Genomic DNA, 19,305 nt, shown 5'->3' with positions numbered 1-19,305 from the left:
GTCTGGCATACTGTCGGCATGCCAGACTACGGCCACCCACTCGAGTTCGGTGTCTTCCTGCCGCCTGCCGCGGCCGAGTTCGGCGAGGCGCTGCAGCTCGCGCAGTCCGCCGACGTGCTGGGCCTCGACCTCGTCAGCGTGCAGGACCACCCGTACCAGGCGGCGTTCCTCGACACGTGGACGTCGCTGTCGGTCATCGCGGCGGCCACCCAGAACGTCCGCGTGTTCCCCAACGTCGCCAACCTGCCGCTGCGCCCGCCCGCGGTGCTCGCCCGCGCCGCGGCCAGCCTCGACATCATCACCGGCGGCCGCGTCGAGCTGGGTCTCGGCGCCGGTGCCTTCTGGGACGGCATCGCCGCCATGGACGGCCCGCGCCGCACGCCCGGCGAGTCGATCGAGGCGCTGTCCGAGGCGATCGACGTGATCAGGGCACTGTGGACACCGGGGCGCGGCATCCGCCTGCCCGGCAGGCACTACTCGCTCGACGGGGCGCACCCCGGCCCGTTCCCGGCACACCCCGTCGGCATCTGGCTCGGCGCGTACAAGCGGCGGATGCTGCGGCTGACCGGCGCGAAGGCCGACGGCTGGCTCCCGTCGAGCCCGTACGCGCCGCCGGAGCAGCTGGCCGGGATGAACGAGGTCATCGACGAGGCGGCGCAGGAAGCAGGCCGGTCGCCCTCGGCGGTCAGGCGGCTCTACAACATCTCGGGTTCCTTCAGCGGCAACGGTTTCCTGCGCGGACCCGCCAAGGCGTGGGTCGAGCAGCTCGCCGAGCTGGCGCTCGCCGACGGCATCAGCGGGTTCGTGCTGATGGTGGAGGCAGGCGGTGACGACGACGTGCGCCGCTTCGCGGAGGAGGTCGCGCCGGGCGTGCGCGAGCTGGTCGACCAGGAACGGAACATGCTGGCACGCGAGGAGGACGCGCCGGTGCTCGTGGCCGCGACGGCACCGGTGCCGGAACACCTCGGCATCACCCCGACCCCCGACGACGGCACCCGCCTGTCGACCGAGCGCCTGTGGGACGAGTCGGTTCGCCCGACCGGACCGGCACCCGAGGCGGACGCCGTCTACACCGCGGAGGGCCGCGTCGGCGGCCAGCAGCTGATCGCCATCCACGACCACCTGCGTGCCGAGCTGGCCAGGATCCGTTCGCTGATCCGCCAGGTCGCGGACGGCGCGACCGACGTGGCCGCGGCCAGGTCGGAGATCAACACGATGACCATGCGCCAGAACAACTGGACGATGGGTGCCTACTGCGAGAGCTACTGCCGCCTGGTCACCATGCACCACACGCTGGAGGACCGGACCCTCTACCCGCAGCTGCGCCGCGCCGACGGCAGGCTGACCCCGGTGCTGGCGCGGCTGACCGAGGAACACCACGTCATCCACGACGTGCTGGAGCGCGTCGACGCGGCGCTGGTCGCGACGGTCGCGGACCCCGCGCGGATCACCGAGCTGTCGGCGGTGGTCGACCTGCTCACCGACACACTGCTGTCGCACCTCTCCTACGAGGAACGTGAGCTGATCGAGCCGATGGCCCGGATCCCCATCCGGCACTGAACGTTCGTCACTCGAACGGAGGCACGACACCCGGAGGGCCGCCCGATACCGTGAAACCTCGATTCGCGAGGGGGATCTGCGGTGGGCGAAGGAGAACTTCCTGGCCCGACGAGGGGGAGGGCTCGGTACGCGCCGGCGAACTGGCAGCTGTGGTCACGCGCGCGACCGGTGGTGGTGTTCGTCCTGATCGTCGAGGCGGTCACGCTCGTCACGGCGGCGAGCACGGTCACGGTCGTCCCGGTCACCAGAACGCACTGGCTGTGGTTCGTGCTGCTCGTGGTCGCCTCCGTGGCGTGCCTCGAGGCGGCCAAGGGCATGGAGCGGATGCGCGAGGACACCGTCGAGGGCACGCCGTACGTCAACCTCCTGTCGGTCTGGATGTTCGCGGGCGTGCTGCTCCTGCCACCGCCGCTGCTGTGCGCGCTGGTGACGCTCGGCTACCTGCACTCCTGGGTGCGCGTGTACCGGTTCGAGGCACCAGCGCACCGGAAGGTCTTCACGGCCGCCTCGGTCATGCTCGGCTGCCTCGCCGCCTACTGGGTGCTGCACTCGGTGTACTCCGGGGTGGCGGAGACGTTCGCCGCCGCGCTGGACGGGCCGGCGGGGTTGCTCGCCGTGGTCGCCGCAGCCGTGGTGTACCGGGCGGTGAACTACGGGCTGGTGGTCGCCGTCATCCTGGCGACGAACCTCGACCGCCCGGTCCGCACCGCGCTCGGTCCGGCCACCGACCAGCTGATGCTGGCGGGTGCCGTCGGGTTGGGTTGCGGCGTCGCGGTCGTGATGACGGCCCGGCCGTGGTGGACGCCGCTGCTGATCGTCACGGTCCTGGCCCTGCACACGGGACTCCTGATGCCGCAGTTCCGCGACGCCAGCCGCAACGACGCGAAGACGGGCCTTCTGGACGCGATGTTCTGGGCGAAGCTCGTGACCGACGAGCTCGCCCGCGCACGCCGGATGGACTGCACGGTCGGCGTGCTGCTGCTGGACCTCGACCACTTCAAGCGGGTCAACGACGGCTACGGGCACCTCGCGGGCGACATGGTGCTGCGTGCGGTGGCCGACGCGATCAAGCGGACGGTGCGCGGGCGCGACCGGGTGGGCCGCTACGGCGGCGAGGAGTTCGCGATCGTGCTGCCGGGGTTGGGTGTCGACGACGTGCGGCAGGCCGCGGAGCGCGTGCGGGCCACGGTGGCCGAGCTGTCCGTGACGGTGTTCGACTTCGACGGTGAGGAGAAGGACGTCACCGGCCTCACCGCCTCGGTCGGCGCCGCCGTGTACCCGGTGCACGGCGGCGACCGGACATCGTTGCTGCTGGCCGCGGACGCCGCGCTGTACGGGGCGAAGACCGCGGGGCGCGACTGTACGCGGGTCTCCGGCGAGCACTCGGGGAAGATGCCCGCGACACGCCGTCCGCCGGGCATCCAGCTGGTGCCGCGTCAGGCCGACGGCGGGCGCTAGTGCCGTGTCCAGGTGGGGAGGGTCGTTTATCCGTGGATCCAGGTGGTCGCTGGCAAGGCGCCGGGAAGCCGCTCGTACCGGGTTGTACTCGGGCTTTCCGGCAACGCCGCCAGCGGCCGCCTGGATCCACGGAGAAACGTGCCCTCCTCGCCTGGACGCGGCACTAGGTCTGCGCGGCCACCACTCGAACCAGGTCCCGCAGCCAGCGCTGCGCCGGGTCGTCGTCGAGACGTGGGTGCCAGGTCATGAGGTAGGGCATGGGCTCCACCTCCGGTGGCGCGGCGACGACCTTCAGCGCCGGATTGTCCAGTGTGGACACGAGGCGTTCCGGAAGTGTCGCCACCAGCGGGGTTTCGGGGATCGCGAGTATCGCGGCCGTGTGGTAGGGCACGGACAGGGTCGCGCGGCGGTGCAGCCCGAGTTCCGTGAGTCGTCTGTCCACTGCGGACTGCTCACCCTGCAGCACGTCGACCACCACGTGTGCCACGCCGAGGAAGTCCTGCAGCGACAGGGCTTCCCGGTCCGCGAGCGGGTTCGCCGCGGCCATCAGGCAGACGAACCGCTCGTCGAAAAGCAGCTCGCTGCGCAACGTCGGGTCGATGGACACGGCCGCGAAGGCCAGGTCGACCAACCCGTGCGAGACGTCCTCGAACACGCCGTCGTGCCACTGCCGGAACGTCATCGAGATGCCGGGCAGGTCGGACAGCCGCCGCGCGAGACCGGGACCGAAGATGGTCGCCGCGAAGTCCGTGCCCATCAGGCGGAAGTCGTCGGTCGCGGTCGCGGGGTCGAACCCCTCGGTGCCGAACAGCACCTCGAGACGGGGGAGGATGCCGGCCAGCTCACGCTGGATCCGCTCGGCGCGGGGCGTGAGCTGGTAGCCGTCGCGGGTGCGCACCAGCAGCTCGTCGTCGAGCGTGCGACGCAGCCGCTGCAGGGCGCGGCTGGTCGCGGGCTGCGACAGCCCGATCCGGTCGGCCGCGCGGGACACGTGCCGCTCCTCGAGCAGCGCGGCCAGCGCGACCAGCAGGTTCAGGTCGACGCGCTGGAGCTGGGTGGTGCGCACGACCGGAATTGTCGGTGCCCACTGATAGCGTGGAAACCGGGGGACCCCCTGCGGCATGAAAGTCCCTTTCGTTCGGGGTTCACGCGACCGGGTGAAGCAGGTCCGCGAGGCCGATGCGGTGCAGGAACTCGGCTCGGATCCGGTCGGCCACGGCGTTGACCACTGTGGCGCCGTCGTCGGACGGGTCCACGTGCACGCGGAACGGGCGGGTGCCCTTCGGTGCGGCCACGACCCGCACGATCGCGCGTGCCACCTCCGCCGCGTCGGCGTCCTCGGGCATCAGCGTCGCCAGCGCCGCGCCGGCCTGGTCCATCAGGCCCGGGTACCGCGTCTCGTACACGTCGGCGACAGCCGTGTCCGACGGGTGACCGCTGTGCGCGAAGTGGTTGGTACCACTCGTGAACGCCCCCGGCACGATGATCGACGTCTCGATCCCGAACCGCGCCAGCTCCAGCGCGTAGCTCGCCGCCAGCGCGTCGAACGCCGCCTTCGCCGCGAAGTACGGCGCCAGGTACGGCGGGGTGCCGCCCCGCGTGCTGGAGCTGCCCATCCACACGACCAGCCCGTCACCCCGCGCCCGCATCGCGGGCAGCAGCTTCCGGTTGACCCGCTGCGCGCCGAGGACGTTCGTGTCGTACAGCGCCGCGTACTGCTCCGGCGTGAACGCCTCGGCGGGACCGGTGACCATGTGCCCGGCGTTGTGCACCAGCACGTCGAGGTCCGGCAGGTCCAGTGCGTCGACCGACTCGTCGGACGTCACGTCGAGGTCGACGGGACGCAGCCCCGCCCGCCGGGCCTCGGCCGCCTCCGGCCGGGTGTCCGCGTGCCGCATCCCCGCGTACACCGTGTGCCCTGCCTCGTGGAGCGCGTTGGCCGTGAGCAGGCCGAACCCGCTGGACGCGCCGGTGACCAGGATCGTTGCCATCAGGCGATACCTCCGTTCGCGTACAGGACCTGGCCGTTGACCCACCGCGCAGGCCCGGCGAGGAACGCCACGACCTCCGCGATGTCACCCGGCGTGCCGAGCCGCTCCAGCGGCGGGGCCGAGGCCAGCCGGTCGATGGCCTCCTGGGGGTTGTTGTCGAGGAACAGCGAGGTCGCCGTCGGGCCGGGCGCGACCGCGTTCACCGTGATGTCGCGGCCCCGCAGCTCGCGGGCGAGGATCAGCGTCATGGTCTCGACCGCGCCCTTGCTCGAGCCGTACGCGCTGTAGCCGGGCTGGCGGAGCCGCGTCACCGAGCTGGAGAAGTTGACGATCGCGCCGCCCGCCCGCACCCGCCGGGCCGCCTGCTGTGACACGACGAACGCGCCACGCACGTTGGTCCGGTGGATGCGGTCGAACTCGTCGAGCGACAGCTCCACGAGCGGGGTGCCCGGGTTCATCACCCCCGCCGCGTTGACCACCACGTCGACACCGCCGAACTCCTCCTCGGTCCGCTCGAAGGCGGCGACGACCGCCTGCTCGTCCGCGATGTCGGCCTGGACGGCGATGGCGCGACCGCCCTTGGCGGTGACCTCCTCGACGACCGCCTCGGCGTCCGCCGTGCGCCCCGCGTACACCACGGTGACGGCGAACCCGTCCGCCGCGAGCCGCGAGACCGTCTCCCTGCCGATACCGCGTGACCCACCGGTCACGATTGCCACTCGTCGCGTTTCGCTCATGCCACTAACGTGCCGTGACGTGAACTATGTGTCCAATGCAATGTGTCGATGCTGTTCATGTGTGCGATGCATTGTGAAAATCGTGAGAGCATGACGCCCATGCGCTATCTCTTACTCATCGGCGGCGAGGACGACGGGTCCTCGACGACCTCACAGGAGGTGTGCGGTGAGGACGACGCCGTGGCCTGGGCCGACGAGATGACGCGGCGGCGCGTGCTGCTGAACGGCCAGGTGCTGCGTCCGCCGGAGGACGCCACGACGGTGCGGGTGCGTGACGGCGAGATCCTCCTGTCCGACGGCCCGTTCGCCGAGACCAAGGAGCAGATCGGTGGTCTGTGCGTGATCGAGTGCGCCGACCTCGACGAGGCCCTGGAGATCGCGGCCGCCCACCCGGTGGCGAAGTACGGCATGGTCGAGGTGCGTCCGATCTGGGAGTGAAGGAAGCCGTAGCGTCGGCTTTTCGCGACGAGTGGGGCCAGGTGGTCGCCACCCTCATCGGCCTCACCGGCGACTGGGACCTGGCCGAGGAATGCGCGTCAGAGGCGTTCGCCACGGCCCTGATCACCTGGGAACGCGACGGTGTGCCGCGCAGGCCGGGTGCCTGGCTGACCACGACCGCCCGCAACCGCGCCACCGACCGGCTTCGTCGCGAGAAGGTCGGCGCGGAGAAGCTGCGTGAGCTGGCCTTCCTCGCGCCGGACACCGAGCCGCCGCAGGAGATCCCCGACGACCGGCTGCGGTTGGTCTTCACGTGCTGCCACCCCGCGTTGGCGTTCGAGGCCCGCGTGGCCCTGACGCTGCGCACCCTCACCGGCCTGACCACACCCGAGATCGCGCGGGCGTTCATGGTGCCCGAGGCGACGATGGCGCAGCGGCTCGTGCGGGCGAAGCGCAAGATCCGCAACGCGGGCATTCCCTACCGGGTGCCCGGCCCCACGCAGCTCCCGGCCCGGCTGAACGCCGTGCTCGGCGTGGTCTACCTGCTGTTCAACGAGGGCTACTCGGCGTCGGCCGGCGAGGACCTGGTGCGCCAGAACCTGAGCGCCGAGGCGATCCGGCTCGGCCGGGTCCTGGTGTCGCTGCTGCCTGGCCAGCCGGAGGCCATGGGGCTGCTGTCGCTGATGCTGCTGCACGACGCCCGGCGCGCGGCCAGGGTGTCGGCGGATGGCGAGTTGGTCACATTGGAGCACCAGGACCGCTCCCGGTGGGACCACGAGGAGATCGCGGCAGGGGAGGGACTGCTGGAGTCGGCGTTGCGACTCGGCTCGCCCGGCCCCTACCAGGTGCAGGCGGCGATCGCGGCGTGCCACGCGACCGCGAAGACCGCCGCCGACACCGACTGGCGCCAGATCGCGTCCCTCTACGGCGAGCTGCGCAAGTACCTGCCGTCGCCGGTGGTCGCGCTCAACCACGCGGTCGCGGTCGCGATGGCGGACGGCCCGGCCGCGGGTCTGGCGCTCGTGGACGGCCTCGACCTGCCCGGCTACCACCTCCTGCCCGCCACCCGCGCGGACCTGCTGCGCCGCCTCGGCCGAGGGGCGGAGGCCGCGCGGGAGTACCGCGCGGCGCTGGCCCTGGTCACCTCCGAGGTGGAGAGGCGCTACCTGACCGGCAGGCTCGCGGAAGTTTCCCCGTAGGTGTCGATCCCGGCCGTCGCCGTTCGTCGGTGGGCCGAGAACCGGTACGAGGAGGAAACTGATGGAGCTGGTGAAGGCCTATGACGCGACGGGGACCGTGCTGGCGGCGGTGACCGACTGGGACGCGCCGAGCCCGTGTGCGGAATGGACGGTGCGGGACGTGGCGAACCACCTGGTCGGCGTGCTGAAGACGTTCGCGGCCGCCGTCGAGGACGGCACGGAGGTGCCCGACGGCGACCACCTGGGGTTGGACCCGCTGGGTGCGTACCGGGCGGCCGCCGACCGGTGCCTGGTCGCGTTCGGCAGGCCGGGTGCGTTGACGGCGCGGCACCCCTTCCCGTTCGGCCCGACGCTCGGCTCGGTGATCGCGGAGATCAGCCTGTCGGAGGCGCTGGTGCACGGGTGGGACATCGCGCGGGGCGCCTCGGTGCCGTACTCGCCCGCGCCGGAGGTGGTCGCCGACGTGCTCTCCCGCGCGGGCTCGAGTGAGAGTCCCGACGGCGCGTTCGCGCCACCGCTGCCCGCGCCGCCGGGTGCGCCGCCGCTGACCGTGCTGCTCGCCAGGCTGGGGAGGGTCGCGTGATCTCCACGTTCGGTGCGGCGGACGACCCCGCGATCCTGCTGATCGGCGGCGCCAGCTCGTCGATGGACTGGTGGCCGCCGGAGTTCTGCACGTCGCTGACCGGCCGGTACGTGATCCGCTACGACCACCGCGACACCGGCGACGCGCCGAGCTACCCGCCCGGCGAGCCCGGCTACACCGGCGAGGACCTGGTGACCGACGCCGTCGCCGTGCTCGACGAGCTGGGCGTGGCCTCGGCACACGTCGTCGGCATCTCCATGGGCGGCGCGCTCGCGCAGGTCATGGCGCTGGACCAGCCGACGAGGGTCCGCTCGCTGACCGCGATCGCGACGACCGCGAGCGCGGGTGACGACGACCTCCCCGGTATGGCACCCGAGGTGGCCTCGGCGTTCGGCGCACTGTCCGAACCGGACTGGACCGACCACGACGCCGTCGTGTCGTACCTGGTGGCGAGCCAGCGCATCCTGTCGGCCGAGCCGTTCGACGAGGCGGACACCCGCGAGATCGCGTCGATCGCGGTGGCACGCACGAAGAACATCGAGTCGAGCCAGCGCAACCACCACGCCACCAAGGGCGGGCGGAACTCGTGGCGTCACCGGCTGCCGGAGATCGCCGTGCCGACGCTGGTGCTCCACGGCGACCGGGACCCGCTCTTCCCGCTGCCGCACGGCGAGGCACTCGCCAGCGAGATCCGGGGTGCGCGCCTGGTGGTCCTGCCGAACACCGGGCACGAGTTCCCACGTCGTGTCTGGCCGCAGGTGGTGCCGCTGCTGCTCGACCTAACCTCGGGCGGCTAGGAAGCGCGCACGCCCTTCGGCGAGGTCCACGATGGGCAGTGGGTAACCGTTGCGGGCCTTGGTGGACAGCGTCCACGGCCGCCTCGCGTCGTCCACGCCGGACAGTTCGGGGACGTACCGCCGGACGTAGTCGTCACGTGGATCGAACCGCTCCGCCTGCCGCATCGGGTTGAGCACGCGGTTGGGCCGCGTGTCGGTGCCCGTGCCGGCGACCCACTGCCAGTTCAGGGAGTTGTTGGCGATGTCCCCGTCGATGAGGTGGGCGTAGAAGTGCGCGGCACCCGCACGCCAGTCCAGGTACAGGGTCTTCGTGAGGAAGGACGCGACGACGAGGCGGGCGCGGTTGTGCATCCACCCCTCGGCGAGCAGCTGGCGCATCCCGGCGTCGACGATCGGGATGCCGGTCTCGCCCGCCCGCCACGCGTCGAACGCGTGGTCGTCGTCGCGCCAGCGGTCGCCACGCGGCCGATAGTCCTCGTGCGCGGCGTCCGGCCGGGCGTTGAGCACCTGGTGGTGGAAGTCGCGCCAGGCGAGCTGCCGCACGAAGTCGGGTGCCTTGTCGCCCCGCCGCGCCAGTTCCAGCGCGGAGAGGCAGCCGAGGTGCAGGTAGGGCGAGAGTCGGGAGGTCCCGTCGACGGCGACCATGTCGTGGTTGTCCGTGTAGGACTCGGCGTTGGTGCGCAGCCAGGAGGTCATCCGCCTGCGTGCCGCGCTCTCCCCGCCCTCGCCCCGCACGCTGGGTGCCTTGCGGCCCTTCACCTTGGGCACCTCGATGCGCCGGGGTGTCGGGACGGCCTGGCGCCAGCCGTGTGCGTCCCACTGCCGGTGGTAGGCGCTGAACACGGCGAAGTGGTCCTTGCCCGACGGGGTCAGCAGGCCGGGCGGAACGACCGTGTGCACGTCGTCGTGCACGACGAACTCGCAGGTCAGGCCGCTCCGCAGGCGTTCCTCCCGCGTGCGGGCGTACGCGGAGACGTCGCCCGCGATGTGCACCCGGTCAGCGCCCACCTCACCGGCGACCCGGCAGACCTCCTCGACGGGGTCTCCCTCCCTCAGGACGAGCCTGCCGCCGAGGTGCCGCAGCGAGGCGTCCACATCGGACAGGGACTCGTCGAGGAACCGGGTGCGCCGCGCGGAGAACGCGGCGACCTTCCCGTCACGCACGAACAGGGGCACGACCTGGTCGGCACCGCGGGCCGCGGCGGCGAGCATCGGGTTGTCCCGCACCCGCAGGTCCCGCGTGAACACCGCGACGGTCGTGGTCATCGCCGGGTGGCCAGCGCGGACAGCGCACAGAGCAGCGCCCACCCGCCGGCGACCGCGATGATCTTCTTCTGCTCCGGCTTCCCGGCGAGTGCCCGACCCAGCACGACCAGGTCACCCGCGTCGGAGGCGACACGCAGGGCGATGGCGAGCCGCATGGCCTTCCGCGACGGCGCGACCGCCATGGCGACCCCGGACGCGAAGTCCCGCACCGCGAGCACCCGGACGAAGGCGTGCAGGTCGGTGTCGTGTGGCGGCATGCCGGACGGCTTGAGCAGCATCGCGGGCCTTGCGAAGATCGCGGCACCGTAACCGGCGGTGGCGACTCCGAGCAGTCTGGACGGCAGAAATCTCATGTGGGTCACTCCAGGCTAGAGGTCCGTCCATCCTCGCCGAAGCACCCGGATCCCGCAGTTCAGGCGGCGATGGCGGCCACGGTCGCCTGCGCGAGCGCGATCAGGTCGCCGGGTGCCACCTCGATCTCCAGCCCCCGCCTGCCGCCGGAGCAGAAGATCGTGTCGAATCCGGTGGCGGAGTCGTCGACCACGACAGGCAAACGTTTGCGGTGTCCGATCGGCGAGATCCCGCCCGCGACGTACCCGGTGGCCCGCTCGGCCGCCGCGACGTCGGCCATCCTCGCCTTCTTGCCCCCGGCCGCCGCGGCGAGCGCCTTGAGGTCGAGGTGCCCCGCGACGGGCACGACCCCGATCACGAGCCGCCCGTCGACCTCGGCGACGAGGGTCTTGAACACCCGCTCGGCAGGCAGCCCCAACACCTCGGACGCCTCGGTCCCGTAGGACTCCGCCCTGGGGTCGTGCGCGTACTCGTGCACCTGGTGGACCACCTTCTGCTTCGCGAGCAACGCGGTGGCCTGCGTCCCCTTCCCTGCCATGCCCGGAAACCTATCGGTGCACAATCGCGGGCATGAAGTACATGCTCCTCCTCGGCGCCGACGACGAGACGCCAGAAGTGGACATCGCGGCGGAGTGCGTCGCCTGGTCCGCCGACCTAGGGGCGAGGCACCTGCTCGCCATGGGCCTCTACCCGCCCGCCGAGGCGACCACGGTCCGGGTGCGCGACGGCGAGGTCCTCGTCACCGACGGTCCCTTCGCGGAGACGAAGGAACAGATGGGCGGCGTCTCGGTGATCGAGTGCGACTCGGCCGACGAGGCCAGGAAGATCGCCGCGACACACCCGTGGGCCCGCTACGGGATGATCGAGGTCCGACAGCTCCTGGGGTGATTGTCGATCCGGTGGGGTGGCGTTCGTCGGTGGCACGAAACGACCACCTCACTGGAAGGCACACCCATGGTCATCTCGAAGGACGGCACCACGATCGCCGTCGACCGGGTCGGTGACGGCCCGGCCGTCGTCTGCGTCGGCGGCGCGCTCAACGACCGTCACGCCACCGGCTGGGTCGCCGCGGAGCTGACCGGCTTCACCGTCCACTCCTACGACCGCCGAGGCCGGGGCGACAGCGGCGACACCCCGCCCTACTCGGTGGACAGGGAGATCGAGGACCTCGCCTCGGTCGTCGAGCACGCAGGCGGCGAGGCGGCGGTCTACGGCATGTCCTCAGGTGCGATCCTCGCCCTCAGGGCGGCGCTGGCAGGCGTCCCGATCACCCGCCTCGCCCTGTACGAACCGCCGTTCACCGCCACGGTCGCGCCCGACTACGCGGAACGCCTCGCGGCGGCGACTCCGGCGGAGGCGCTCGAACTGTTCCTGGACAGCATCGGTGTCCCACTGGAGACCGTGACCCCGTACTGGGACGCGATGGTCGCCCTCGCCCCGACCCTTCGGTACGACGCCGCCGTCGTGGGTGACGCCACCATCCCGCCGGTCGACACGCTGACCATCCCGGTCACGGTCCTGGTCGGTGGCGCGAGCCCGGAGTGGATGCGTCGGGCAGGCCGCACCCTCGCCGTCGCTCTTCCCTCCGGCGCCGTGACCGAACTGCCGAACCAGACCCACAACGTGGACCCCCAGGCCCTCGCCAAGGCGCTGACCTCAGCCTTCACCGAATAATAATTTTGTCTTGACAGTGGAAGTTGTCGGTGACACGCTACTGACATGTTCGACGTAGCGGTTATCGAGGATGCGGCGGCGGCCGAGGTGTCGCTGGATCCCACCAGGGCCAGGCTGCTGGCCGCACTGGCCGACCCGGGCTCGGCGGCCACCCTGGCCGTCCGGGTCGGCCTGCCTCGGCAGAAGGTCAACTACCACCTCCGCGCCCTCGAGAAGCACGGCCTGGTCGAGCTGGTCGAGGAGCGTCGCAAGGGCAGCATGACCGAGCGGATCCTGCGGGCGACGGCGTCCTCGTACGTCATCTCGCCGGTCGCGCTCGCCGCCGTCGCGCCGGACCCGTCCCGCGCGCCGGACCGGCTGTCCGCCCGCTGGCTGCTCGCCCTCGCGGCGCGGCTCGTCAAGGACGTCGGCTCGCTGATCACCGGCGCCGACCGGGCGAGGAAGCGGGTCGCCACGTTCGCGATCGAGGGCGAGATCCGGTTCGCGAGCGCCCAGGACCGCGCCGCGTTCGCCGAGGACCTCGCCGCCGCCGTCACCACACTGATCAGCAGGTACCACGACGAGGCTGCCGAGGGCGGCCGCACGCACCGCCTCGTCCTCGCCGTCCACCCGAGCACGGAGGTCCCCGATGGGGCATGAGTTCTCCTCCGTCGACGAACTGCACGTCGACGCGACACCCGACCAGGTCTGGCAGGCCATCGCGACCGGCCCCGGCATCGACTCGTGGTTCATGGGCCGCAACGAGGTCTCACCCGGCGAGACGGTCCGCACGGCGTTCGGCGGCTACACCCCGGAGCACCCGGTCACCGCGTGGGAACCGGGCAGGCGCCTGGCCTACGGCGACGACCGGATCGCCTACGAGTTCCTCGTCGAGGGGCGCGACCAGGGCAGCACGGTCGTGCGCGTGACCACGAGCGGCTTCCTGGAGGGCGACGACTGGGCCGACGAGTACGAGGCGATGACCAGGGGCGGTGCTTTGTTCATCCAGACGCTGGCCACCTACCTCGACCACTTCGCGGGCCGCGTCGCCACCCCGGTGACCGCGTTCGGCCCGATGATCACCGACTGGCCGCACACCCGCGCCCGCCTCATGGCCGCCATCGGCCGCGACGGCGACCGCGTCCACTTCGCACCGGCGGACCTGCCGGTGGTCGACGGGGTCGTCTACTTCGAGAACGAGGACACGATCGGCATCCGCACCGACGACGCCATCTACCGGTTCCTGCGGGGCTTCCGCGGCCCGGTCATGGCGTGCCACCACCTCTTCGCCGAAACCGACGCCGCGGCGACGGAACAGGCCTGGCAGACCTGGCTCACCAAGGAGGACCTGACATGAGTCCTGTCAGCGAAGCGTTCCGGCACCACGGAGCGGGCGAGGTGGCGGCATGAGCACCGTACTTTCCCCGGACGGCACCAGGATCGCCTACGAGGTCGCCGGTGAGGGTCCGCCGCTGCTGATCGTGGACGGCGCGATGTGCTACCGCGACTCCGGTCCGTCCAGGCCGCTCGCCGCCGAGCTGTCCGCCGACTTCACCGTGTTCACCTACGACCGCCGCTCGCGGGGTGAGTCCGCGGTCGCCGAGTCGTCGCCGGCCCGGGAGGTCGAGGACATCGCCGCACTGGTCAAGGAGGCGGGTGGGGCCGCGTACGTCTTTGGTGCCTCCTCTGGCGCGATGCTCGCGCTGGAGGCCGCGAACACCGGCGTCGGCGCGACGAAGCTCGCGATGTACGAGCCACCGCTGATCGTCGACGCCGAGCACGCGCCGGCACCCGAGTCGGCGCTCGCGGACATGCGCACCCTCGTCGCGCAGGACCGTCGGGGTGACGCGGTAACGGCTTTCATGCGGTCGGTGGACGTGCCCGGCTTCGGCATCGTGATGATGAAGATGCTGCCCGCGTGGAAGAAGCTGAAGGGCGTCGCGCACACGCTGCCGTACGACCTCGCGCTGCTGGAGGGTCTGCGGCAGGGAAAGCCCTTGCCCCAGGACAGGTGGACATCCGCGACCATGCCGACGCTCGTCGCGGACGGCGGCAGGAGTCCCGCCTACATGCGCAACGGCGCGGCGGCGATGGCGTCGGTGCTGCCGAACGCGACCCACACCACGGTCCCCGGCCAGACCCACCTCGTGAAGGCCAAGGCACTGGCGCCCGTACTGAGGGGTTTCTTCCTCACCTGAGGGGCCCTTACCCGCCCGGGTAAGGGTCGGCATGGGTGATCGCCCGATGCCGGGGTGGGTGCCTCAGGACGAATGTTCTCGACGTCAGCACAGGAAGACGAGGAGAACACGATGAACTGGGCACCTGAGTACCTGCAGGCGGAGATGGACTACCGGATCGAGCGCGCGCAGGGCGACCCGAGGACGACCCTCGAGCACCGGCGTGCGGCGGCGAAGTCCCACCAGTCCTGGTGGCATCGCCATGTCGCCCACCCCGCCACCCACCACGACGAGTCAGAGGAGTCCAGGGCCGCCTGAGCCCGTGTTCTCCTCATCGACAACAAGGGCCCGCGACCGTGGTCGCGGGCCCTTCGGCGTACCTCAGGGTGTGGCCGGCTGGGCGGAGTAGACGGTCGGGTCGCCCTGCTTGATCCACACGGTCGGGTGGTCGATGGGCAGGAACGCCCGGTCGCCGCCCGGCTCGCGGGTGTCCGGCACCGCGTCCCCGTTGGGCAGGTGCATGATGAAGTTCACCGGCTTGGTGTCGTCCTGCAGCGGGATCTCGTAGACAGCCCAGCCGTTCTCGACCCTCGCGAGCGGCCACGGCTTGTCCCAGGCGACCTGCGCGAGCACGGCCGGGTCGACGGCGTCGCCCCACAGGTGCAGGCCCCACTGCCCGTAGTCACCGCCAGGCCGGTAGTACCGCAGTTCGGCGGTCTCCTGCTGTGGCCCGGCGTACCGCACGGTGCGGACCTCCGACCGCGCTCCACCCAGCGTGGCCCGGTACCGCACGGACGTCCCCGCCGCGAGGTTCAGGGCACCGAGATCGTCGAACACCGTGTAGGCCGGTGAGGTGTCGTCCCGCCCGACCGTCGTCCACTGCCCGCCCGCGACACTGCGTTCGAACGACACGACGTTCGAGGCCTTCTCCGGGTCGGCCACGGCCCGGACCTGGACCACGCCGCGAACGCCGCCACCCTCGACGGGTGTCTCGATGGTGAGCCGGGGCTGGGGGACCCGCCCACGCACGGTGTTGCTCGCCCGCGTGTGGTTGCCGTTGTCCAGTACGACGGCCCGGTACTCGACCGGTGTCCCCGGCCGCAGTGGGGACACGTCGTGGAACACCCGGTACGGCGCGTTGTCGTCGGTCCCGATCGGCGTCCACCCCCCACCGTCGACCCTGGCCTCGAAGGAGACCTCGTACAGCGAGGACCCGCCGACGGACGCGGCGACCTCGACGCGCCCCTGCTGTGCCGCGACCGGCGCGGCGAGGGAGACGGCAGGCGCGTGGCCAGAGCGGGGAACCCGCCCGTCGAGCGCGTAGACCACAGTGGACAGTGGCGGCACGGAGACCGTCAGCTTTCCGTCCCGTCCGGACGAGACCTTCGCTGGTCCACTCCCGTAGAGCCGGCTGTAGGACTGCCGGGTGGTGTAGGTGGGCACCGCCGCGGTCGCAGGCGCCTCGCTGTTGTTGAGCGCGACGACGTACTCCCGCTGCTGCGACCGGTCTGTCCGTGAGAAGGCGTAGATCCCGGGGCCGTTCGAGGACAGCCTGCTCTGCTGCACGCCGTCGCGAAGGGCCGGGTGCCGGGCGGTGACGCCCGCGAGCGAGGAGATCGTCCGGTAGAGCGGGTGCCGTGGGTCGAAGTTGGCGACGGCGTGCGTGGAGTCGGTCCCGAGGAGGTCGTCGTCCAGGTACTCGGGCACCTGCGAGGCGAAGAGCGTCTGCCTGGCGTCCTGGTCGCCGCCCGGCCCGGTGAACCCCTGCTCGTCGCCGTAGTAGACGACGGGGTTCCCCCGCGAGAAGTACATCAGCTCGTGCCCGAGCGCGTCCCGCCTGACCCACTCGGCGTCCCCGGCCCCGGGGTTGTCGGCGACGACGAACCCGCCGAACCGCCCCATGTCGTGGTTGCCGAGGAAGGTGGGCAGCTCGTAGACGTTGGAGTCGGCGTCGGTGTACCAGTCGTCGTCGGCGAAGAAGGTGGCCAGCGCGTCGGTCGGCCCGCCCCCCGACGCGAACTGCCGTGCCGCGGCCTGGAACGGGAAGTCCAGCACGGACTGCATCTTGTCGGTGGTGGTGAAGTGCGACGTGTAGCTCTTGGTGGTGTCGAACACCTCGCCGAACATGAAGAAGTCGCGCTTGCCGTGCTTCTTGGCGAACTGCAGGATCCTGGGGCCGAACGACTGCCAGAACTCGTCGTTGACGTGCTTCATGGTGTCGATGCGGAACCCGTCGATGCCGAAGTCGGCGATCCACTTCTCGTAGACGTCGACCATCCCGTCGACGACCCTCGGGTTCTCGGTGAACAGGTCGTCGAGCCCGAAGAAGTCCCCGTACTGCGAGTCCTCGCCGGTGAACGTGGTGTCCCCACGGTTGTGGTAGAGGGTCACGTCGTTGAGCCAGGCGGGCACCTTGAGGTTCCGCTCGGCCGGGTCGAGCACCGGGGTGTAGGGGAACGACGAGGTGTCGAGCGCGGGGAAGGACGACCCGCCCGCGTAGTCCCGGTCGTCGAAGGCGACGCCGTGGGACGTGTAGGGCGCGAGGTCCTTGGACGTGTAGCTCTTGCGCGGCGCGTCGGAGTACCCGATGACGTCGGCGGTGTGGTTGGTGATGATGTCGAAGTAGACCTTCATCCCGCGCCGGTGGGCGTCCTTCACGAGGGCCGCGAGGTCGTCGTTGGTCCCGAGGTGGGGGTCGATCTGGGTGAAGTCGGTGATCCAGTAGCCGTGGTAGCCGGCGGAGGGGCCGTCCTCCAGTTGGACGGCCTTGTTCTTGAAGCTGGGCGTGAGCCAGATGGACGTGGTCCCGAGCCCCTGCACGTAGTCGAGCCGGTCGCGGATCCCCTCGAGGTCGCCCCCGTTGTAGAAGCCCTTCCTGGTGGGGTCGAACCCGGAGACCAGCGGGTCGGCGGGCAGCCCGCCCAGGTCGTTCGCGCGGTCGCCGTTCTCGAACCGGTCCGCCATGACGAAGTAGAAGTTCTCATCGGTGACAGGTCCGCGCACCGAGTGCTCGGCCTGCGCGCCCCGCTCAGCGGAAGCGGGCGTGGCCACCACCCCGGTGGCTAACAAGACCCCGGCCACAATGCCGAAAAACCGACGACCAACCATCGAAAGGCCCTCCATCGACAACCAACCAGGCCGAAGACGATAACCGCCGCGAACCCCCCGGGCGAGCGCCAACCAGACCAAAACTTCCAGTGCCCGACCACTCCGCCGGGAAGAAACGACCGCTCACGGGTGTTCCCCTCTTGCGTGACACAGGTACCGCTCTCCGTCCTGGAACTCGCGCCCGCCGCCCGTGACGCCACCGCCACCGACGCGCTGCGCAACACGACCGAGCTGGCCAGACGCGTCGAGGAGCTCGGCTACCGGCGCATCTGGGTCGCCGAGCACCACAACATGCCCTCGATCGCCAGCTCGTCGCCCGCGGTCCTGATCGCGCACCTCGCCGCGTCGACGTCGACCATCCGCGTCGGCTCGGGCGGGGTCATGCTGCCCAACCACGCGCCGTTGGTCGTCGCCGAGCAGTTCGGCACGCTCGAGGCCCTGCACCCCGGCCGCATCGACCTGGGCATCGGCCGCGCGCCCGGCACCGACCAACGCACCGCCCTCGCGCTGCGCCGCACCATGGCGGGCCTGTCCGCCGAGGCGTTCCCGCAGGAGCTGGGCGACCTCATCGGCTACTTCCAGGGCGACAACGACCTCATCCAGGCGGTGCCGGGCAAGGGCAACGAGCCGGACATCTGGCTGCTGGGCTCCAGCGGGTTCTCCGCGCAGCTGGCCGGGATGCTGGGCATGCCGTTCTCGTTCGCGCACCACTTCAGCTCGGCGAACACCGTGCCCGCCCTCGAGCTGTACCGGTCGAACTTCCGGCCGTCCCGCTACCTGTCCGAGCCGTACGCGAAGGTCGCGGTGAACGTGATCTGCGCGGACACCGACGAGCGGGCGCACTGGCTGGCCGGCCCGTCGGCGCTGGCGTTCCTGAAGCTGCGCACCGGCAAGCCAGAGGCACTCGCCACGCCGGAGGAGGCCGCCGAGTACCCGTACAACGAGATCGAGCGGACCTTCGTCGAGGACCGCTGGCGCGGCCAGGCCGTCGGGTCCCCGGAGACGGTCGAGCGCCAGCTCAAGGAGCTGCTGGGCCGCACGGGTGCCAGCGAGCTGATGCTGACGACCATGGTCTACGACATCGCCGACCGCATCCGTTCCTTCGAGCTGGTCGCGGAGAAGGTGGCGCCCTCCCTTAACGTCACCGTGTGACGCTCATCCTCCCGCTGGTCGTCCTCGCCCTCCTGGACAGCACCAGCATCGGGACGTTGTTCGTACCGGTCCTGCTGATGCTCGCGCCCGGCCGTGGACGGACCGCGCCACTGGTCGGCTACCTCGTCACGATCGCCGTGTTCTACCTCGCGCTCGGCGTCCTCGTCGCGCTGGTCGCCCGCCCGCTGCTCGCCGGGGTCGGCGACTCGCTGGGGGAGACCGGCTACTGGCTGGAGCTGGGTGCCGGCGTCGTGCTGTTGGTGCTGAGCTTCCGCTCCAGCTCCGGGGACCGGCCCGAGGTGAGCGGTGACCTGGGCAAGAAGTGGACGGAACGCGTCCACAAGGCCGCAGGGTCGCCGCGTGCGCTCGTGGTCCTGGCGCTCACCGCCGGTCTCGTCGAGGCCGCGACCATGTTCCCGTACCTCGGCGCGGTCGCGATGGTCGCCACGGCGGGCCATGGCACGCTCGGCATCGCCGGTGTCCTCGCCGCCTACTGCCTGGTGATGGTCCTGCCTGCCCTGACGCTGCTCGGGCTGCGGGCGGCGCGGTCGGAGCGGGCCACACCAACGCTCACCAGGGTGCACGGCTGGTTCGACCGGAACGCGGTCGGTGCGACGGGCTGGGTCCTGGGGATCGTCGGGTTCCTGCTCGCCGTCGACGCCGTGTCGCAGCTCGGTTTCCTCGACACCTGGCGGGCGGCGTGACGGTGGCCGCCTGAGGGGCGACTCAGGCGGCCGGGAATGCAGGCCGACGGTGGCACCGACAAACGCGGATGAGGATGGTCACCCACGGCTCGGATTGTCGTGGTGCCACCGCCGTCCCGGCTCCCCGACCC

The 19,305-nt window shown here is 71.1% G+C and carries 21 protein-coding genes; 14 read left to right on the top strand and 7 right to left on the bottom strand.

The window, feature by feature from the left end; translation table 11 throughout:
- Positions 1-18: 18 nt before the first annotated feature.
- Complete coding sequence (locus tag CLV71_RS36845; RefSeq protein ID WP_133907541.1) at positions 19-1,560, top strand: LLM class flavin-dependent oxidoreductase; 1,542 nt, start codon at positions 19-21, stop codon at positions 1,558-1,560.
- Positions 1,561-1,728: 168 nt separating this feature from the next.
- On the top strand, positions 1,729-3,018 hold the full coding sequence (locus CLV71_RS36840) for a GGDEF domain-containing protein (RefSeq protein ID WP_243867102.1): 1,290 nt from the start codon (positions 1,729-1,731) through the stop codon (positions 3,016-3,018).
- Positions 3,019-3,181: 163 nt separating this feature from the next.
- Here CLV71_RS36840 and CLV71_RS36835 read toward each other — a convergent pair whose 3' ends face one another.
- From CLV71_RS36835 to CLV71_RS36825, 3 genes are all read right to left on the bottom strand, one after another.
- Positions 3,182-4,084: a LysR family transcriptional regulator gene (locus tag CLV71_RS36835; RefSeq protein ID WP_208297938.1), complete on the bottom strand. Its 903-nt coding sequence runs from the start codon at positions 4,082-4,084 to the stop codon at positions 3,182-3,184.
- 79 nt (positions 4,085-4,163) lie between these two features.
- Entirely contained in the window at positions 4,164-5,009 is an 846-nt protein-coding gene (locus tag CLV71_RS36830; protein WP_133907539.1) for an SDR family oxidoreductase, read from the bottom strand.
- Entirely contained in the window at positions 5,009-5,746 is a 738-nt protein-coding gene (locus tag CLV71_RS36825) for an SDR family oxidoreductase (protein WP_133907538.1), read from the bottom strand. Before CLV71_RS36825 ends, CLV71_RS36830 begins: the two co-directional genes overlap by 1 nt.
- Before the next feature lie 99 nt (positions 5,747-5,845).
- Here CLV71_RS36825 and CLV71_RS36820 point away from each other — a divergent pair, with 99 nt between their 5' ends.
- The 4 genes from CLV71_RS36820 (at position 5,846) to CLV71_RS36805 (ending at position 8,763) form a co-directional block, all read left to right on the top strand.
- Complete coding sequence (locus tag CLV71_RS36820; RefSeq protein ID WP_133907537.1) at positions 5,846-6,184, top strand: YciI family protein; 339 nt, start codon at positions 5,846-5,848, stop codon at positions 6,182-6,184.
- Positions 6,175-7,383, top strand: coding sequence for an RNA polymerase sigma factor (locus CLV71_RS36815; RefSeq protein WP_133907669.1), 1,209 nt, complete (start codon positions 6,175-6,177; stop codon positions 7,381-7,383). The genes CLV71_RS36820 and CLV71_RS36815 overlap by 10 nt, the downstream gene beginning before the upstream one ends.
- A gap of 61 nt (positions 7,384-7,444) precedes the next feature.
- Positions 7,445-7,966, top strand: coding sequence for a TIGR03086 family metal-binding protein (locus CLV71_RS36810; protein ID WP_133907536.1), 522 nt, complete (start codon positions 7,445-7,447; stop codon positions 7,964-7,966).
- On the top strand, positions 7,963-8,763 hold the full coding sequence (locus tag CLV71_RS36805) for an alpha/beta fold hydrolase (RefSeq protein WP_243867100.1): 801 nt from the start codon (positions 7,963-7,965) through the stop codon (positions 8,761-8,763). The genes CLV71_RS36810 and CLV71_RS36805 overlap by 4 nt, the downstream gene beginning before the upstream one ends.
- Here CLV71_RS36805 and CLV71_RS36800 read toward each other — a convergent pair.
- From CLV71_RS36800 to ybaK, 3 genes are read right to left on the bottom strand one after another with little or no spacing between them, the layout of a single operon-like run.
- Complete coding sequence (locus tag CLV71_RS36800) at positions 8,746-10,029, bottom strand: cryptochrome/photolyase family protein (RefSeq protein WP_133907535.1); 1,284 nt, start codon at positions 10,027-10,029, stop codon at positions 8,746-8,748. The genes CLV71_RS36805 and CLV71_RS36800 overlap by 18 nt on opposite strands.
- Complete coding sequence (locus tag CLV71_RS36795; protein ID WP_133907534.1) at positions 10,026-10,382, bottom strand: hypothetical protein; 357 nt, start codon at positions 10,380-10,382, stop codon at positions 10,026-10,028. The genes CLV71_RS36800 and CLV71_RS36795 overlap by 4 nt, the downstream gene beginning before the upstream one ends.
- A 59-nt stretch (positions 10,383-10,441) precedes the next feature.
- Positions 10,442-10,918 (bottom strand): Cys-tRNA(Pro) deacylase, encoded by a 477-nt coding sequence (gene ybaK, locus CLV71_RS36790; protein WP_133907533.1) that lies wholly within the window; start codon positions 10,916-10,918, stop codon positions 10,442-10,444.
- 32 nt (positions 10,919-10,950) lie between these two features.
- On the opposite strand from ybaK, the gene CLV71_RS36785 reads away from it, so the two are divergent.
- From CLV71_RS36785 to CLV71_RS36760, 6 genes are all read left to right on the top strand, one after another.
- Positions 10,951-11,268, top strand: a complete 318-nt coding sequence (locus CLV71_RS36785; RefSeq protein ID WP_133907532.1) for a YciI family protein — start codon at positions 10,951-10,953, stop codon at positions 11,266-11,268.
- A 66-nt stretch (positions 11,269-11,334) separates the two neighbouring features.
- The gene (locus tag CLV71_RS36780; RefSeq protein ID WP_133907531.1) at positions 11,335-12,054 is read left to right on the top strand and encodes an alpha/beta fold hydrolase; all 720 of its coding nucleotides are present in this window, start codon (positions 11,335-11,337) and stop codon (positions 12,052-12,054) included.
- A 45-nt stretch (positions 12,055-12,099) separates the two neighbouring features.
- The gene (locus CLV71_RS36775; protein WP_133907530.1) at positions 12,100-12,693 is read left to right on the top strand and encodes an ArsR/SmtB family transcription factor; all 594 of its coding nucleotides are present in this window, start codon (positions 12,100-12,102) and stop codon (positions 12,691-12,693) included.
- Positions 12,683-13,390 (top strand): SRPBCC family protein, encoded by a 708-nt coding sequence (locus CLV71_RS36770; protein WP_133907529.1) that lies wholly within the window; start codon positions 12,683-12,685, stop codon positions 13,388-13,390. The genes CLV71_RS36775 and CLV71_RS36770 overlap by 11 nt, the downstream gene beginning before the upstream one ends.
- A 49-nt stretch (positions 13,391-13,439) precedes the next feature.
- On the top strand, positions 13,440-14,231 hold the full coding sequence (locus CLV71_RS36765) for an alpha/beta fold hydrolase (RefSeq protein WP_133907528.1): 792 nt from the start codon (positions 13,440-13,442) through the stop codon (positions 14,229-14,231).
- Between the two features lie 111 nt (positions 14,232-14,342).
- A complete protein-coding gene (locus CLV71_RS36760) occupies positions 14,343-14,528 on the top strand; it encodes a hypothetical protein (RefSeq protein WP_133907527.1) in 186 nt (61 codons plus the stop codon).
- A gap of 63 nt (positions 14,529-14,591) precedes the next feature.
- On the opposite strand, the gene CLV71_RS36755 is transcribed toward CLV71_RS36760, so the two are convergent.
- The gene (locus CLV71_RS36755) at positions 14,592-17,261 is read right to left on the bottom strand and encodes an alpha-amylase family glycosyl hydrolase (RefSeq protein WP_208297937.1); all 2,670 of its coding nucleotides are present in this window, start codon (positions 17,259-17,261) and stop codon (positions 14,592-14,594) included.
- Positions 17,262-17,462: 201 nt separating this feature from the next.
- On the opposite strand from CLV71_RS36755, the gene CLV71_RS36750 reads away from it, so the two are divergent.
- On the top strand, positions 17,463-18,470 hold the full coding sequence (locus tag CLV71_RS36750; RefSeq protein ID WP_133907525.1) for an LLM class flavin-dependent oxidoreductase: 1,008 nt from the start codon (positions 17,463-17,465) through the stop codon (positions 18,468-18,470).
- The gene (locus CLV71_RS36745; protein ID WP_133907524.1) at positions 18,467-19,174 is read left to right on the top strand and encodes a GAP family protein; all 708 of its coding nucleotides are present in this window, start codon (positions 18,467-18,469) and stop codon (positions 19,172-19,174) included. Before CLV71_RS36750 ends, CLV71_RS36745 begins: the two co-directional genes overlap by 4 nt.
- The last annotated feature ends 131 nt before the right edge of the window (positions 19,175-19,305 follow it).

Source organism: Actinophytocola oryzae, assembly GCF_004364325.1.
Classification (GTDB): domain Bacteria; phylum Actinomycetota; class Actinomycetes; order Mycobacteriales; family Pseudonocardiaceae; genus Actinophytocola; species Actinophytocola oryzae.
This window is presented reverse-complemented; position numbering and strand designations above follow the sequence as displayed.